The sequence below is a fragment of the Jatrophihabitans sp. genome (genome assembly GCF_035474675.1).
GTDB lineage: Bacteria > Actinomycetota > Actinomycetes > Mycobacteriales > Jatrophihabitantaceae > Jatrophihabitans_A.
This window is the reverse complement of the sequence record NZ_DATINC010000162.1, coordinates 1-14,466: the sequence shown is the minus strand read 5'-3', so window position 1 is coordinate 14,466 and position 14,466 is coordinate 1. Positions and strand designations below refer to the sequence as shown.

14 protein-coding genes are annotated in these 14,466 nt (G+C 73.1%); 10 read left to right on the top strand and 4 right to left on the bottom strand.

The genetic code is table 11. The features are described from left to right. Positions 1 to 39: 39 nt before the first annotated feature. Positions 40 to 2,679, bottom strand: coding sequence for an ATP-binding protein (locus VLJ82_RS19045; protein ID WP_408664941.1), 2,640 nt, complete (start codon positions 2,677 to 2,679; stop codon positions 40 to 42). A gap of 182 nt (positions 2,680 to 2,861) precedes the next feature. On the opposite strand from VLJ82_RS19045, the gene VLJ82_RS19040 reads away from it, so the two are divergent. Both VLJ82_RS19040 and VLJ82_RS19035 read left to right on the top strand, forming a co-directional pair. Then, positions 2,862 to 3,596: a histidine phosphatase family protein gene (locus tag VLJ82_RS19040; RefSeq protein ID WP_408664940.1), complete on the top strand. Its 735-nt coding sequence runs from the start codon at positions 2,862 to 2,864 to the stop codon at positions 3,594 to 3,596. Further along, positions 3,583 to 4,542 carry an ADP-dependent NAD(P)H-hydrate dehydratase gene (locus tag VLJ82_RS19035; RefSeq protein WP_408664939.1) on the top strand — a complete coding sequence of 320 codons (960 nt, stop codon included), beginning with the start codon at positions 3,583 to 3,585 and terminating at the stop codon, positions 4,540 to 4,542. The genes VLJ82_RS19040 and VLJ82_RS19035 overlap by 14 nt, the downstream gene beginning before the upstream one ends. Before the next feature lie 15 nt (positions 4,543 to 4,557). Here VLJ82_RS19035 and ligD read toward each other — a convergent pair whose 3' ends face one another. Further along, entirely contained in the window at positions 4,558 to 5,598 is a 1,041-nt protein-coding gene (ligD, locus tag VLJ82_RS19030) for a non-homologous end-joining DNA ligase (RefSeq protein WP_408664938.1), read from the bottom strand. Positions 5,599 to 5,748: 150 nt separating this feature from the next. Between ligD and VLJ82_RS19025 the strand changes: the two genes are divergently transcribed. From VLJ82_RS19025 to VLJ82_RS19015, 3 genes are all read left to right on the top strand, one after another. Continuing rightward, positions 5,749 to 5,955: a hypothetical protein gene (locus tag VLJ82_RS19025; protein WP_408664937.1), complete on the top strand. Its 207-nt coding sequence runs from the start codon at positions 5,749 to 5,751 to the stop codon at positions 5,953 to 5,955. 202 nt (positions 5,956 to 6,157) lie between these two features. Next, positions 6,158 to 6,982, top strand: a complete 825-nt coding sequence (locus VLJ82_RS19020; protein ID WP_408664936.1) for a hypothetical protein — start codon at positions 6,158 to 6,160, stop codon at positions 6,980 to 6,982. 180 nt (positions 6,983 to 7,162) lie between these two features. Beyond that, a complete protein-coding gene (locus tag VLJ82_RS19015) occupies positions 7,163 to 7,414 on the top strand; it encodes a hypothetical protein (protein WP_408664935.1) in 252 nt (83 codons plus the stop codon). 11 nt (positions 7,415 to 7,425) lie between these two features. On the opposite strand, the gene VLJ82_RS19010 is transcribed toward VLJ82_RS19015, so the two are convergent. Further along, on the bottom strand, positions 7,426 to 7,923 hold the full coding sequence (locus VLJ82_RS19010) for a hypothetical protein (protein WP_408664934.1): 498 nt from the start codon (positions 7,921 to 7,923) through the stop codon (positions 7,426 to 7,428). Further along, positions 7,920 to 8,504 carry a helix-turn-helix transcriptional regulator gene (locus VLJ82_RS19005; protein ID WP_408664933.1) on the bottom strand — a complete coding sequence of 195 codons (585 nt, stop codon included), beginning with the start codon at positions 8,502 to 8,504 and terminating at the stop codon, positions 7,920 to 7,922. Before VLJ82_RS19005 ends, VLJ82_RS19010 begins: the two co-directional genes overlap by 4 nt. An 85-nt stretch (positions 8,505 to 8,589) precedes the next feature. On the opposite strand from VLJ82_RS19005, the gene VLJ82_RS19000 reads away from it, so the two are divergent. The 5 genes from VLJ82_RS19000 to VLJ82_RS18980 all read left to right on the top strand — a co-directional run. After that, positions 8,590 to 9,354, top strand: coding sequence for an ABC transporter ATP-binding protein (locus tag VLJ82_RS19000; protein WP_408664932.1), 765 nt, complete (start codon positions 8,590 to 8,592; stop codon positions 9,352 to 9,354). A 482-nt stretch (positions 9,355 to 9,836) separates the two neighbouring features. Continuing rightward, positions 9,837 to 10,388 carry a MauE/DoxX family redox-associated membrane protein gene (locus VLJ82_RS18995; protein WP_408664931.1) on the top strand — a complete coding sequence of 184 codons (552 nt, stop codon included), beginning with the start codon at positions 9,837 to 9,839 and terminating at the stop codon, positions 10,386 to 10,388. Next, positions 10,385 to 10,927 (top strand): TlpA family protein disulfide reductase, encoded by a 543-nt coding sequence (locus tag VLJ82_RS18990; RefSeq protein ID WP_408664930.1) that lies wholly within the window; start codon positions 10,385 to 10,387, stop codon positions 10,925 to 10,927. Before VLJ82_RS18995 ends, VLJ82_RS18990 begins: the two co-directional genes overlap by 4 nt. Before the next feature lie 46 nt (positions 10,928 to 10,973). Next, positions 10,974 to 13,730, top strand: a complete 2,757-nt coding sequence (locus VLJ82_RS18985; RefSeq protein ID WP_408664929.1) for an FtsX-like permease family protein — start codon at positions 10,974 to 10,976, stop codon at positions 13,728 to 13,730. A 151-nt stretch (positions 13,731 to 13,881) separates the two neighbouring features. Further along, positions 13,882 to 14,466, top strand: a 585-nt coding sequence (locus VLJ82_RS18980; RefSeq protein WP_408664928.1) for a MerR family transcriptional regulator, incomplete at its 3' end; no start/stop codon positions are given.

Below are 14,466 nucleotides of genomic sequence, written 5' to 3'. Positions count from 1 at the left end.
TCCGGAACAGACCTCCTCAGGCTGCCACCCGCGGACTGCTCAGGCCGGCAGCTCGCCGGTCATCATCACCTCTTCGGCGATGTCGCGCAGCTTGCGGTGCCGGTTCTGGCTGGTCTTGCGCAGCAGGTCGAAAGCCTGCTCGTCGGTCAGGTGCAGCCGGGCCATCAGGATGCCCATCGCGGCGCCGATCTGGCGGTTGCTGGCCAGCGCCCGCTCCAGGTTGGCGGCCTTGTTCTCGGCCTGGTCCAGGGCGTACTCGCGCAGCTTGGCCAGCTCGTAGTGGGTCCGCACCCGGGCCAGCAGCTCCTCGGGAACGAAGGGCTTGACAACGTAGTCGTCGGCACCGGACTGCAGGCCCTCGGCGGCCGACGCGGCACCGGCCCGGGCGGTCAGCAGGATCGCCGGGATCCGGGCCAGCATCGGGTTGGCGCGCATCAGCTTCACCAGCTCGATACCGCTGCGGCCGGGCAGCATCACGTCCGACAGCACGAGGTCCGGCACTGCGCTGGCGGCCAGCGCCTCGTCCACCGAGCCGGTCGCCTCGACCTGCCAGCCGTCGGCCGCCAGCAGCCGGCTGAGGTAGGCGCGCATGTCGGCGTTGTCCTCGACCAGCAGGATCCGGCCGGCCGGCGATCCGGCGACACCGGAGGCATCCGGTTGCGTGACCGCCTCGGGGGCCACCGGAGAGTGCTCGTTCGCCGCCCAGTTGTGCGCTTCGGCGATGAAGGCGGACGCCGCCCGCGAGTCGGCGGCGGTCACCGTGGGCTGGGTGGTGGCGATCGGGGTGCGGGGCAGCCGGACGGTGAACTCGCTGCCCTTGCCCACCTCGCTGACCGCGCTCACCTCGCCGCCGTGCGCCCGGGCCAGGTCGCTCACCAGGGACAGGCCGATGCCGGCGCCCTCCCCGCTGCGGGCTCCCCTGATCGGCGCCTGGTAGAACCGCTCGAAGATCCGGGGCAACTCCTCGGCCGGGATGCCCGATCCGGTGTCGGACACCGTCAGCCGGACCTCGTCGTCGGACTCGGTCAGCCGCACCGCGATGCTGCCCTGCCGGGTGAACTTGATGGCGTTGGCCAGCAGGTTCGACAGGATCTTGGTGACCATCTCGGGATCGACGGCGATCGGCTCGGTCACCGAGTCGGTGTCTACTACCAGCGCGAGGCCAGCCTCCTCTTCGACGACCGAGCGGAACATGCTGGCCACATCGGCGCACAGCAGTGCCAGGTCGGTGGGTTCGAGCCGGGCGTGCAGCTCGTCGGCCTCGGCCTGGGCGAACTCGAGCAGGGTGTCCACCAGCCTGCTCAACCGCAGCACGGCCCGGCGCGCCGCGTCGATGTCGGCCCGGCGGCCGTCCGGCAAGCTGACCGCGGGGTCGGTGAGCAGGGCATCCAGCGGCGACATCATCAGGGTCAGCGGGGTGCGGAACTCGTGGCTGATGTTCTCGAAGAACCGGGTCTTGGCGGCGTCGAGCTGGGCGAGGGCCTCGGCCCGCTGCCGCTCGGTGTCGTAGGCGGCGGCGTCGGTGAGCACGATGCCCAGCTGGCGAGCGACCAGGTCCAGGAACCGCAGGTAGGGCTGGTCGAAATCCCGGTAGGGATTGCAGCCGATCGCCATCACCGCGTACGGCTGCGGCCGCCCGCTCAGCCAGACCGGCTGCAACCGCACCATGTGCGGGACGGCCGGTCCCAGCGGCGAGGGGAGCGGCACCACGCCGGGAGCGAAGCTTTCCAGCGAGACGATCTCGGTGGCTCCGGTGTGCACCACCCGGCCGAGCGGCGAGTTCCTGCTCACCTGGATCTCGGCGGGCAGCTCGGCTCCGGCGGCGGAGATGCCGTAGCTGGCCTGCAACCGCGCCGTGCCGTCCTCGGCGACGGCATAGGTGGCCGTGAACGGCACGCTGATCCGGTTGCCGGCCAGCACCTGCAGCGCCCGCTCGTAGACGGTGTCCATGCCAGCGGTCTCGGTCACCGACAGGGCACCGAGCTCGCGGACCGTCTGCATCCGCCGGTCGAACACGTCGCTGCCGGTCACCTCGGTGGTGGCGACGAAGACCCCCAGCACCTCACCGGACTCGCCGGTGATCGGCGAGTAGGAGTAGGTCCAGTAGGTCTCCTCCTGGTAGCCGATGCGTTCGACGAACAGCAGTTCGTTCTCGATGTAGACGGTTCCCTCGCCGGCCAGCACGCTCTCGGCGCGGGGGCCGAGGGTGTCCCAGACCTCGGCCCAGCACTCGGCGGCCGGCTGGCCGATCGAGGCCGGGTGCTTGTGACCGAGCAGCGGGCGGTAGGCGTCGTTGTAGAGCTGGATCAGCTGCGGGCCCCACCAGATCAGCATCGGCACCTTGGCGGCGAGCACGGTGCGCACCGCGGCCCGCAACGGTGCCGACCACCCGGCCACCGGACCGAGGGGGCTGTTCGACCAGTCGAAGTCCCGGAACATCGCCATGGTCTCGTCATCGCCGAGAAACAGCTCGGCGGCCTCGGGGGCCGGCACGGCCGGCGCCTCCTGGCGGGCTCGCAGCTCCGCGTCGGCCGCGTCGAGCTCGGCACGCAGCGCGGCCAGCTCGGTCACCAGTTCCGCCGGGTCCGGACGGTCGGAGGAGGCGGCAAGCGCGGACAGCCGGGAATGCTTTTCGGCCAGGCGGGTAAGGAAATGGAAAGAGTCCGAAGGCGAGGTCATGACATTCCCGTGCCGGTGTACCTACGGACAGCTATGGCTTAACCGCCGCGCGTACGGCCCATAGGTTATACGGCGGCCCGGGAGATCAACCACACGACTCCAACACACCGGCGCATTTTCGCTGATCGGAACAGCCGGGACGACCGGTGGAGGCGCTGCGCGGTCCCGCTATCGTCGGCGGTATGGCCGTTACTGAGCTGATCCTCGTCCGGCACGGCGAGAGCGTCGGCAACGTCGCCCGCGAGGAGGCAGAGTCCAGCGGGGCGCTGTCGATCGCCATGCCGATGCGTGACCCGGACGTGCCGCTGTCCGAGCTGGGCGCCCGACAGGCCCGGGCGGTGGGGCAGTGGCTGGCCGCCGATCCGGCGCGGCGGCCGGGTGCGGTCTGGTCCTCGCCGTACCTGCGCGCCCGCCAGACCGCCCAGCTCGCGCTCGCCGAGCTGGCCGACCCGCCGGCGATCCGCCAGGACGAGCGAATCCGGGACCGCGAGCTGGGAGTTCTCGACCTGCTCACCAAGCGCGGCGTGACCACCCGGTTCCCGGCCGAGGCGGACCGGCGCCGCTGGCTCGGCAAGTTCTACTACCGCCCGCCCGGCGGCGAGTCCTGGGTGGACCTGGTGCTGCGCATCCGGGCCTTCCTGGCCGACCTGGACCGGCTGCCCGGGCCCGGCCGGAACCTGATCGTGTCGCACGACGCGGTGATCCTGCTGTTCCGCTACGTCTGCGAGCAGCTCGACGAGGACCGGGTCTTCGAGATCGCCCGCAGCGGCTCGGTGACCAACGCCTCGGTGAGCAGGCTGGTCCGGGACGGGGCGGACGGCGAGTGGCGCACCGCCGTCTACAACGACCACCAGCACCTAGAGGAATTCGGCGCCCCGGCCACCGAGCACCCCGGAGAGATCGATGTCGCCCGCTGAGCAGATCCTGACCCCGGCCGCGCTGCGCGACTGGCCGCTGCCGATCCCGGACGGCGACAAGAACAGCCGCGGCCGGGTGCTGGTGATCGGCGGCGCCCGCAGCGCGCCGGGCGCGGCGATGCTGGCCGGCCTGGCCGCGCTGCGGGTCGGCGCCGGCGTGCTGACCCTCGCGGTGGGCCGGTCGGTGGCCGGGCCGGTGGCCGCCGCGGTGCCCGAGGCCGGCGTGCTCTGGCTCCCCGAGACCGAGACCGGCACGGTGGCCGGCGACTGCGGGCAGACCCTCGACCGCGGGCTCGGCGGCACCGCCGCGGTGCTGATTGGCCCGGGCCTGGACGACATCGACCAGACCGCCGCCCTGATCGACACGGTGGCCGGTGCGGTCGCCGACGAGGTGCCGGTGGTGCTCGACGCCTACGCCATCGGGGCCCTCGGCAAGCTGCCGCGGCAGGCCCTGGCGGCGCTGGCCGGCCGGCTGCTGCTCACCCCCAACCACACCGAGCTGGAGCGGCTGCTGGCGGCGGCCGGCGAGAGCGGCGACTCCGGCGAGGGCGGCAGCTCCGGCGGTTCCGGTCGCGAGGCCGGCGATGCAGCCGGCGGTTCCGGTGGCGGTTCCGATGGCCAAGCCGGCGACCCGCGGCAGCGGCTGGCCGAGCGGTACCGTGCGGTGCTCTCCAGCGACAACCACATCGTCACCCCGGACGGCGACCGCTGGCTGGCGCCGGCCGGCCACTCGGGGCTCGGCACCTCGGGCAGCGGCGACGTGCTCGCCGGCGCGCTGGCCGGCCTGCTGGCCCGGGGGGTGCCGGCCGCCCAGGCGGCCTGCTGGGCGACCTACCTGCACGCGGCGGCCGGCGACCGGCTGGCCGCGCGGGTCGGCTCGCTGGGCTTCCTGGCCCGCGAGCTGCTCGACGAGCTGCCGCTGGTGCTCACCGAGCTGCAGGCCTGAGGCGGTCCGGCCGGCTCAGCCCTCGATCCGGACGTCGGCCACCGACTTGTCCGGCCGCAGGCCGCGCCAGACCGGGTGCCGCAACCGGCCGTCCGGCGTCCATTCGCCGAAGCCGACCTCGCCGACCAGCACCGGCTCGACCCACTGCGCCCCGGGCGCCTCGGCGCGCGGCGGCGGCACGGCCAGCGGCGGGGTCTGCCGGGTGAGCGGCCCGAGCCGGCGGAGCAGGGCGGCCAGCGCCACCTCGGTGAAGCCGGTGCCGACCTTGCCGGCGTAGCGCAGCGCACCGGAGCCGCCGGCCGGGCCCGGTTCGCCGGGCACCCCGACCAGCAGCGAGCCGATGGTGCCGGCCCGGCGGCCGTTGCCCGGCTGCCAGCCGAGGACGACGACCTCCTGCATCCGGATGTTCTTGATCTTGCGCCAGTCCGGCGAGCGCCGGCCCGGCCGGTAGGTGCTGGACAGCCGCTTGGCCACCACCCCCTCCAGCCCCAGTTCCTTGCTGGCCCGCAGCACCAGGGCGCCGTTGCCGGCGAAGTAGGGCGGGCACTGCCAGCTGGCCCCGTCCAGCTCCAGCCCGGCCAGCAGCCCGCGGCGTTCGAGATAGGGCAGTCCGACGGTGTCCCGGCCGTCCAGGTGCAGCACGTCGAAGACCAGGAACCGGATCGGGTCGGTGCCGCTGAGCCGCAGCGCCGTGCCGGCCTGCCCGACATGCATCCGGCGCTGCAGCCGCGCGAAGCTCGGCAGCCCGTCGGCGCCGAAGGCGACCACCTCGCCGTCCAGCACCGCCCGGCCGCCGCCGAGCGCGCCGCCGAGCCCGGCCAGCTCCGGATAGCTGACCGTGACGTCGAGGTCGTTGCGCGAGCGCAGCCGTACCCGGTCGCCGTCGACGAAGGCCAGCAGCCGGGCGCCGTCCCACTTGGTCTCGTAGCCCCACTGGGCGTCCTCGGCGGCGCCGGGCAGCTCGCCGGGGCAGGCCAGCATCGGAGTCAGGTTCGGCAGCGCACCCGCCGGCCGTACCGCCGGGCCGGCGTCCGCCGAGCGGGCAGCGTGCCGCATTGCCGCCTCCCCGCTTGCTAGACATCTATCTAGACGAAACGTCTAGGAAAGTGTCTACCCTACCCGTGGCCGGCGGGGTGGCGTCAGCGCAGCCGTTACGTTGTAGGGACGCTGTCCGGCGTTGTCGCCGTCGTCCTTTCGGAGGTTCTGGTGTGGGTTCTGCTGTCGTCCCGGCTGCGTACCTGGCTGATGCTGGCGGTCGCCGTGCCGCTGCTGCGCGCGGTGCTCCGGCGGGCCTCCGCCTCGGCCGCCCAGCGCGACCCCGGCTCCCGGGCGGCCCGCGGGCTGCGCTCGTTGGACGCAGGGCTGAGCCGGCTGGATCGCCGGGAGCGCCGGCAGCGGCGCCGCGGCCGGTGAGCTGACCGGCCGACCTTCTCCTCAGTCCCCGGGTGCCTGGCGCCGCGCCGGTTCCCCGAGCCGCGCTCTTCTAAAGAGCCGAGGTGTGTCAGGGGTCATGCGCGCTAACCGGGTTGCTCACCGGTGACGCACCATTAGTGACAGACGGTAGTCGTATCGTCGCCCCTGCCCATCCGGGATCGCACGTGAGGAGAGACAGCCAGTGCCCAGGCCGACGCCAGCGGCCCGCCTGCAGTCGCTGGCGGTCGGAGCTGCCGACGGCGACTGCCTGCTCGACCTCAGTGGCGTGTCCTGGCTGGACCCGCTGCACCTGGTCGGAGTGGCGGCGGTCGCCCAGCTCGCCGCGGCCCGGGGGTCCCGGCTGCGGCTGCGCGGGCTGCGCGCCAACCAGGCCGGCTACGCCTCCCGGATGCACCTGGGGGCGATCGTCGAGCGGTTCGGCGGCTGCCACGACCTGCCGGCCAACGAGCGGGAGCTCGACCGGCACGACAGCCTGCTGGAGGTCACCGAGCTGGCCACCGGCTCCGACGTCCGGAAGCTGAGCGGGCTGGTCTATGACCGGGTGGTCGGCCACGACGCCGACATCGCGCACGCGCTGCACACCGCGCTGGCCGAGATCGGGGCCAACGTCTGCGAGCACTCCGGAACGGTCGGCTTCATGGCCGCCCAGACGCTGCCGTCCCAGCGGATGCTGCGCTTCGCGGTGGCCGACGCCGGCGCCGGGCTGCTGGGCACGCTGGCCGGCCAGGGTGCCGAGGACGACCGGATGGCGATCACCATGGCGCTGTCGGGCACCAGCCGCAAGAGCGGGCCGGGCCGGGGCACCGGGCTGCCCACCGCGGTCGCGGTGGTGAGCCGGCTGGGTGGCGGGGTGCTGCTGGCCAGCGGGTCGGCGCTGGCCACCGCCAACGCCCGCGGCCGGCGCCACACCGAGCTCGAGCAGCGGTTCGTCGGGACGATGTTCGAGGGCTGGGTTCCGGTGACCGAGGCCCGACACAGCAGACAGAGGCTGTACGACTGGGCCTGAAGGATGAAACAATTCCGCTATCGTTGACGTTCGAGCCGAAGACATGCTAGTGCTGGCCCGGGCCGGTGCTTATTCGAAAGGCACATCGCGCTGAGTAGCTGGCAGGCTGAGGGGGTAGTCGTGGGCGTACGTACATTGCCGTTGCCGCGACTGGTAGCGGGTCGCGACTATGCCGATGACATGGTGAGGACGCTCGGCCCGGTGACGGGCCAGGACGTGGTGGTGGACGCCACCAAGCTGCTGTCCGGTACGACATCCTTCGCATACCAGCTCATCGAACGCCTGCTGGCCGACGAGAACGCCAACTCGGTTCTGCTGGTGGGGGCGCCGTCCGACTTCGCCGAGTACGCCACCTCGGCCGCTCGCGAGCTGCACGTCACCGACCGGTTCGACCTGGCCGAAGAACTGCCCCGGACCGCCGCCGCCAGCTGAGGCCGGCGGGTTCAGCCCGGCCCGGGCGCCACCCCGTCCTTGCTCTGCAACGCGCTGCCGATCGCGGCGTTCAATTCCTGCCACCGGCGCTGCTCGGTGGCCGCCGAGACCTCCGCGGAGCTGATGAAGCTCACCTCCGCCGCGTCCCGCCAGCCCAGCGCCGCCGCCACCACCTTCTCGTCGTCCACCCGGCTCAGGGTGACCTCCAGCAGCGCTCGCGCGTCGAGGTAGCGCCGCTCGGCGGCCGCCTGCTCCGGCGTCGACCGGCCGGCGGCGGCCCGGCTGAGCGTGCCGTACTCACCCAGCCGGCCGCGCACCGCGAGCGCGGCGTCCTGGGCGTCGGTCAGCGCGGCCCGGCGCCGGGAGTAGCGGCGGGCGTGGTCCTCCCGCACGCTCAGGGCCACCTGGGTGCCGATCGCCACCAGCAGCGACACCACCGCGCCCGCCGTCGCGCTGATCAGGGTGACGGCGGCCGGCGACGGGCCGGCTGCCAGCAGCGGTCCGGTCACTGACCGGCGACGCGGCGGCCTTCGGCCGGCTTGGCCTGGCGCTCGGCCGGCGTGGCGGCCAGCAGCGGGCGGGAGGCGTTGGCGTCGGCAATCTCGACCAGCTTGAGGTCGGCCTGCACGCCGAGGATCGCGGCCTCGATGGTCAGCGCCGCCAGCGGCTCGTCCTTGTGCTGGCGACGCAATGCCCGCAGCGTCTGCAGTTCGGCCATCCGGGCGTCGCGCTGGGTGCGGCAGACCTCGTGCACCTGCTCCTCGCTGCGCCGGCCGGCGGCCAGCACCTTGAGGATGAAATCGTCTCGGTATCCAGCGGTGCGCGTAGTCGGCTCGGCCAGCCAGTTGTCGAGTTCGCGCCTTCCGGCCGCGGTGATTTTGTAGACAGTACGGTCCGGCCGGACATCTTGCGACACCGTTCGGGAGGTCACCAGGCCGTCCCGGCTGAGCCGTTCGAGGATTTGGTAGACGTGGCCGATATTGAGGCCGCCCCATTGTGGTCCGACCGCTTTTTCGAAATTCGTCTTAATTTCGTAGCCGTAGCTCGGTCCATCGGCGAGAAAGGACAACACCGCGTGTTGGATAGCCACGGCGACCACTATAGGGGCAAGGCTTTGCCCCGGACGGGCTAGTGGCCCAGACCGGCTCCGGCAGTGCTGGGAGGAGGATGCGGCGATGCAGCCACCAGCGGCTACGCCGCCGGAAGGGCGCGCGGGCGCGCGCGTCGAGCTGGTGTCGGTCACCAAGACCCGGCGCCAGGGCCGGGCGGTGGTCACCTCGCTCGCGGAGGTCTCGCTGGCCGTCTCGCCCGGCCAAATCGTTGCAGTCACCGGGCCGTCCGGGGCCGGAAAGTCGAGCCTGCTGCAGCTCGTCGGCGGCCTGGACATTCCGGATTCCGGCCGCATCCTGGTCGACGGTGTCGACATTGCCCGGCTGTCCGGCAGGCATTCGGCGTACTTTCGCGGCACTGTCGGGTTTGTCTTTCAGCGCTATCACCTGCTGGGCAACCTTTCCGCGCTCGACAACGTGATTAGCCCGGTGTTGCCACTGCGGGTCGACTTCGACAAGCGCGAGCGCGGCCGGCAACTGCTGGCGGCGGTCGGGCTTGCCGACCAGGCCGGCGTGCCGGCCCGCGAGCTGTCCGGTGGCCAGCAGCAGCGGGTGGCGATCGCCCGCGCGCTGGTCAACCGGCCCCGGCTGCTGCTGGCCGACGAGCCGACCGGCAACCTCGACTCCCGTACCGGCGAGGAGATCCTGGACCTGCTCACCGAGCTGCAGGCCGAGCACGGCATGACGATGCTGCTGGCCACCCACGACTCCACGGTGGCCAGCCAGTGCCAGCGGCTGGTCGAACTGCGCGACGGGCGGCTGGTCGGCGAGCGCGACCTGACCGGATCCGACCCGGACAGCACGCTGCGCCGGATCAGCGGGCCCGGCTGACGCACACCCTGCGACACCGGCCGCACACCCACAGCTAGCGGAAATATGCATTGTGACAAGGCAGCTTGACCGAATGTAGTTGAGTGCCTAACGTGCATCCAATCAAAAACGCCTATCGGGCAAGGTGATTCGTCCATGGCTGCTTCGGCTGCACGTATTACTAGGATTCTGGCCGGCCGTCGGAGGACCACCAGGCCACGCACCATCGACAGTTGCCCGCCCGACCAGTGGACCGAGTACCGCTGCGACGAGCAGGGTCACCGCTACGCCAGGCAGTGCCAGTACAGCGGGCCCACCTGCAGCAAGACGTGCGGGGCCTGGGTACCGGACGGCGGCCTCTGCTGATCCCGGCCGCTGCCGGGGTCCGTCAGGGGAGAGTGCCGGCAGCTGCTGACGCTGGTCGAGCGAGATCGGGGGAGCGTCAGCACTGCTGGTGCTGGCGGAGAAAGGGTCGATGAGGCGCTATGTTCGGTTTCGCCCTGATGGCTGTCCGCTGTCTGCTGGCGCTGGTGCTGGCCGCCGCCGCGGTCGGCAAGGTGTGGCACCCCGCCGGGATCGAGCAGTTCGGCCTGGTGTTGCGCCTGGGCCTCGGCGTGCCGCACGCCTCCGCGGTGGCCGGCGGCTGGGTCGTGGCCGAAGGACTCACCGCGCTGCTGCTGGTGCCGACGGCGACGGTGCGACCGGCCGCGGCGCTGGCCACCGCGGAGTTCGCCCTGCTGACGGCCGGCGCCGCGGTGCTGGTGGCCCGCCGGCGCGGTTTCAGCTGTCCCTGCTTCGGCAACGGGAACGCGCCGATCGGCTGGCCGACCGTGCTGCGCAACGCCGCGCTGACCGCCGCCGCGCTGCTGCTGGTGCTCGGGCTGCGGCTCCCGCAGGCCGCTGCTCCGGCGCCGGTCACGCTGGCGGCGGTGCTCACGGTCGGCCTCGGCGCGGTGCTCGGCTGGCAGGCGCCGGCGCTGCGGTCGCTGCTCGAGCAGGCCGGGCACCGGGAGACGGCATCCCGCTCTCTGCTGACTCCCGGAGGCCGGCGATGACGGTCACCGCCGTGCTCACGGCGTACGCGGCACTGGTTGCCAGCCTGGCACTGGCAATCTCGTTGCTGGCACTGCGGGTGCTGCCGGACCAGGCTCCGCTGTCCCGGCCCGGTGCGGGTGTTCCGCTGCCGGCCGGCGGTCCGGACCCGGGCAGCCCGGCACCGCCGATCCTCGCCCGCACCAGCACCGGGCAGCCGCTGGATTCCGCCGAGCTCGCCGGCCGTCCGTACCTGGTGGCCTTCCTGTCCAGCAGCTGCCCGGGGTGCCGGACGAGCCTGCCGTCGCTGGCCGGCTACGTCGGCCTGCACCCCGGTCCGCTGCGGCTGATCGTGGTGATCGTCGGCGACCCGCGGCGCGGTGCCGACATCGAGCGGTTGCTGGCACCGATCGCCACCGTGGTGTTCGAACCGGTCGGCGGCCCGATCGCCGCCGCGTACCGCATCACCGGCTTTCCGTCCTACGTGCTGGTGTCGGCCGATTCGGCGGTGCTGGCCACCGGCGGATCGGTGCTGGATCTGCCGCAATCCCAGCCACAGTGACGCCCGCCGGTCACACTGTGCCCATGAGGTCCCCCGGCCTGCCGTCATGATCCACCTGTTGCTGGTCCGGCTGCGGGCCAACCGGCTGCGGGTGGCGGCGCTGGTGCTGGGGATCGCCGCGGCCACCACCTCCTTCGTGGTGCTCACCGGGCAGGTCGCCGAGCAGCGCCTGCAGCTGCGCGGCCGGATCGCCGCCCAGCCGCGTCCCTCCTACGACATCCTGGTCCGGCCGGCCGGCTCGCGTACCGCGCTGGAGGAGAGCCAGGGGCTGGTGCGCGCCAACTTCCTGTCCGGCCAGTTCGGTGGCATCACCCTGGAGCAGTGGCACCGGATCCAGCAGCTGGACGGGGTGCAGGTCGCGGCTCCGATCGCGATGGTGGGCTACCTGCTGCAGACGATGGAGATCCCGATCGACATCACCGACAAGCTGACTGCCGGCCAGGAACAGCTGTTCACCACCTGGATCACCCGCTCCACCGCTCGCGGCCTGAGCACGTTCTCACCGCCGGTGATCGACTACACCTACGTCAGTCCGGTGCCGGTCAAGCAGGTCGGCGAGCTGGGTGAGCCGGGGTTCGGCTACGACTTCGCCGACCCGCGCGGCCGGTTGCCGGCCTGCCCCTCGCGCCCAGCGTCCGACGCGTCGCCGTTCTCCGTCCACGGCCAGCGGCTGGGCACCTGCTGGTCGCTGGCCAACGGGGACAGCGGCGGCGGGTTCGACGGGCTGCCGGCCGGCCACGCCGCGGTGACGGTGCGCTGGACGTTCCCGTTCCTGCTGGCCGCGATCGATCCCGAGCAGGAGGCGGCCCTGGCCGGCCTGGATCGGGCGGTGACCCGGGGCAGCTACCTGCCCGAGCGGGGCGGCGTGCCCGGTGTGCAGGGGCGCAACGTCCCGGTTCTGATGGCCGAGCACGCCGGGGTCGAGGACTCCGACGAGGTCAGCGTCCAGCTGCTGGACGCGAAGCTGACCGCGATGGTCCGCGACGGCCTGCCGCTGCGCCAGCTGGACCCGCTGCTGGACCGCGCTCGCGGCCGGGTGGTGGCACACGCGACGATCACCGCCGAGCAGGCCTACCAGCTGCTGCTGGACAACCGGCTGTTCAAGCGGCAGGCCCCGATGGTGGACAGCTACTGGACCAGCGGGCCGGTCAGCTACCGCACCCGGCCGGACGGCACCCTGCAGCCGCAGCCGGTCACCAATCCGGCCAGCGTCTGGCGCGCCCCGATTCGCTACGCCGGCAACGTCACCGTTCCGCCGGATGCCGCCGACACCGCGTTCCGCACGCTGCGCCGGCACCCGGCGCTGCAGGCGCAGGAGACCCGGGACGCCATTCCGCGGGTGGTCACCGTCGGCACCTTCGACGAGTCCCGGCTGGCTGCGCTGCCCGGCGGACCGGGCGCGCCGAGCCTGGACCCGGCGCTGGGCGACTACCGCACCGAGCCACTGGCCCCGGCCGACGGGCACAGCAGGGAGGAGCTCCACGACCAGCCGCTGCTGCCGGACAGCAACATCGCCGGTTACCTGCTGCCGCCGCCGACCATGTTCACCTCGCTGGACGCGGCCGCGGCGTTCACCGACTCCGCCGTCTTCGACAACGTCAGCGACGCCGCCCCGATCAGCGCGGTGAAGGTCCGGGTGGCCGGGGTGCGCGGCACCGACCCGGTGAGCCGGGAACGGGTCCGGCTGGCCGCCGAGGCGATCGCGCGCAGCACCGGCCTCGCCGTCGACGTCACGGTGGGCAGCTCGCCCACCGAGCGGCACATCGCCCTGCCGGCGGGTTCGGCGGGCCGGCCGGAGCTGCTGCTGACCGAGCGGTGGCAGCGCAAGGGCGTGGTGGTGACGGTGCTGCGCGCGGTCGACCGCAAGAGCCTGCTGCTGTTCGCCCTGGTGCTGGTGGTGTGCGGGGTGTTCACCGCCAACGCGGCGGGTGCGGCCGCCCGCTCGCCCAGGCTGGAGCTGTCCACGCTGAGCTGCCTGGGCTGGACCCGGGGCCAGTTGATGCGGCTGCTGCTGGGCGAGATGGCGGTGATCGGCACCGGCGCCGGCCTGCTCGGGGCGCTGGTGGCACTGGTCGCCGCCCGGTCGCTGGGCGCGCCGGTGACCACCGGCCGGGCGCTGGTGGCGGTGCCGGCGGCGCTCGCGATCACCCTGCTGGCCGCTGCCTGGCCGGTGTGGCGGGCCTCGGTGCCGGCGCCGCTGCCGTATCCGGCCACCGACCGCGGGCAGAGCCGGCACGGCGCCGCGCCGCCGGTGCGCGGGCTGGTGCAGCTGGCCTACCGCAACCTGCGCGACGAGCCGGCCCGGACCGGCCTCGGCATGCTCGCCATCTGCGTGGGCTCGGCCGGCCTGACGGCGCTGCTGGCCATCAGGGTGGCCTTCCGGGGCAGCGTGGTGGGCAGCGTGCTCGGCGACGCGATCTGGCTGCACGCCCGCCGGGTGGACTATCTCGCCGTGCTGATCACGCTGCTGCTGGCCGCCGTGGCGGTCGCCGACGTCAGCTACCTGAACATGCGGGAACGGCGGGAGGATCTGGTGCTGCTGCGGGCGGTCGGCTGGACGGCCGGCCAGCTGGTCCGGTTGATCGGCACCGAGGGACTGCTGATCGGCGCGGTCGGCTCGGTGGCCGGTGCCGGGGTCGGGCTGGCGACGACCGCGGCGGTGGCAGGCTCGGTGCCCGGCAGCCTGTGGCTGCCGGCCGCGTTCACCGTACTGGCCGGCACCCTGATCAGCGGGCTGGCGACGCTGCTGGCGGCGCTGTCCCTGCCGCTGCTGGTCCGCACGCCGGCGCTGACCACGGACTGACCATGGGACCTGACCACGGACTGGCCATGGACCGGCCATCGCACCGGCCACCGGCTGACTGCGCCCGGCGATGCCGGCGGGGAGCACCCGGGATCGGTGCCGATCGTCCGTATAACTTGGTCAACCGGACATCGTCAGGCATTCTTTGAGAGTGTCGGACGAAGCTTCCAACTCCGCACCGGACGGTCCCACGCTGCTGTCGGTAGGCGCCGCGGCGGGCCGGCTGGGGGTGGCGCCGGCCACCGTGCGCAGCTGGGAACGCCGCTACGGCCTGGGCCCGGGCGGGCGCAGCAGCGGCGGTCACCGCCGCTACACCGAGGCCGACCTCGCCCGGTTGCAGCGCATGCAGGAACTGGTCAGCCGCGGGCACACCCCGGCGGCCGCGGCCCGGACGGTGCTGGGCCAGCATTCCGAGCACGGCTCGGTGTCGGTCCGGTCGGCCGGCGCGCCGTCCGGTGGCCGGTCGGCCCGGCTGGGCAGCCAGGCCCGGGTCAAGCACGGCGGCGGACCTGGCGGTCGGGTGCTGGCGGTGCCGGGTGCCTCGCCGGAGGTCCGCGGGCTGGCCCGGGCGGCCAGCCGGCTGGATGCCGATGCCGCGGCCAGCCAGCTCGGCGACCTGCTGGTCAGCCGGGGGGCGGTGCGTACCTGGAACGAGGTGCTGCGTCCGGTGCTGGCCTCGATCGGCATGCGCTGGGTCCGGACCGGCGTCGACGTCGAGCACGTGTTCACCGAGGCG

Excerpts from the sequence above, each read along its gene's own strand:
- VLJ82_RS19045 (WP_408664941.1), bottom strand. The coding sequence starts at position 2,679 with ATGACCTCGCCTTCGGACTCTTTCCATTTCCTTACCCGCCTGGCCGAA.
- VLJ82_RS19040 (WP_408664940.1), top strand. The coding sequence starts at position 2,862 with ATGGCCGTTACTGAGCTGATCCTCGTCCGGCACGGCGAGAGCGTCGGC.
- VLJ82_RS19035 (WP_408664939.1), top strand. The coding sequence starts at position 3,583 with ATGTCGCCCGCTGAGCAGATCCTGACCCCGGCCGCGCTGCGCGACTGG.
- ligD (WP_408664938.1), bottom strand. The coding sequence starts at position 5,598 with ATGCGGCACGCTGCCCGCTCGGCGGACGCCGGCCCGGCGGTACGGCCG.
- VLJ82_RS19015 (WP_408664935.1), top strand. The coding sequence starts at position 7,163 with ATGGTGAGGACGCTCGGCCCGGTGACGGGCCAGGACGTGGTGGTGGAC.
- VLJ82_RS19000 (WP_408664932.1), top strand. The coding sequence starts at position 8,590 with ATGCAGCCACCAGCGGCTACGCCGCCGGAAGGGCGCGCGGGCGCGCGC.
- VLJ82_RS18995 (WP_408664931.1), top strand. The coding sequence starts at position 9,837 with ATGGCTGTCCGCTGTCTGCTGGCGCTGGTGCTGGCCGCCGCCGCGGTC.
- VLJ82_RS18990 (WP_408664930.1), top strand. The coding sequence starts at position 10,385 with ATGACGGTCACCGCCGTGCTCACGGCGTACGCGGCACTGGTTGCCAGC.
- VLJ82_RS18985 (WP_408664929.1), top strand. The coding sequence starts at position 10,974 with ATGATCCACCTGTTGCTGGTCCGGCTGCGGGCCAACCGGCTGCGGGTG.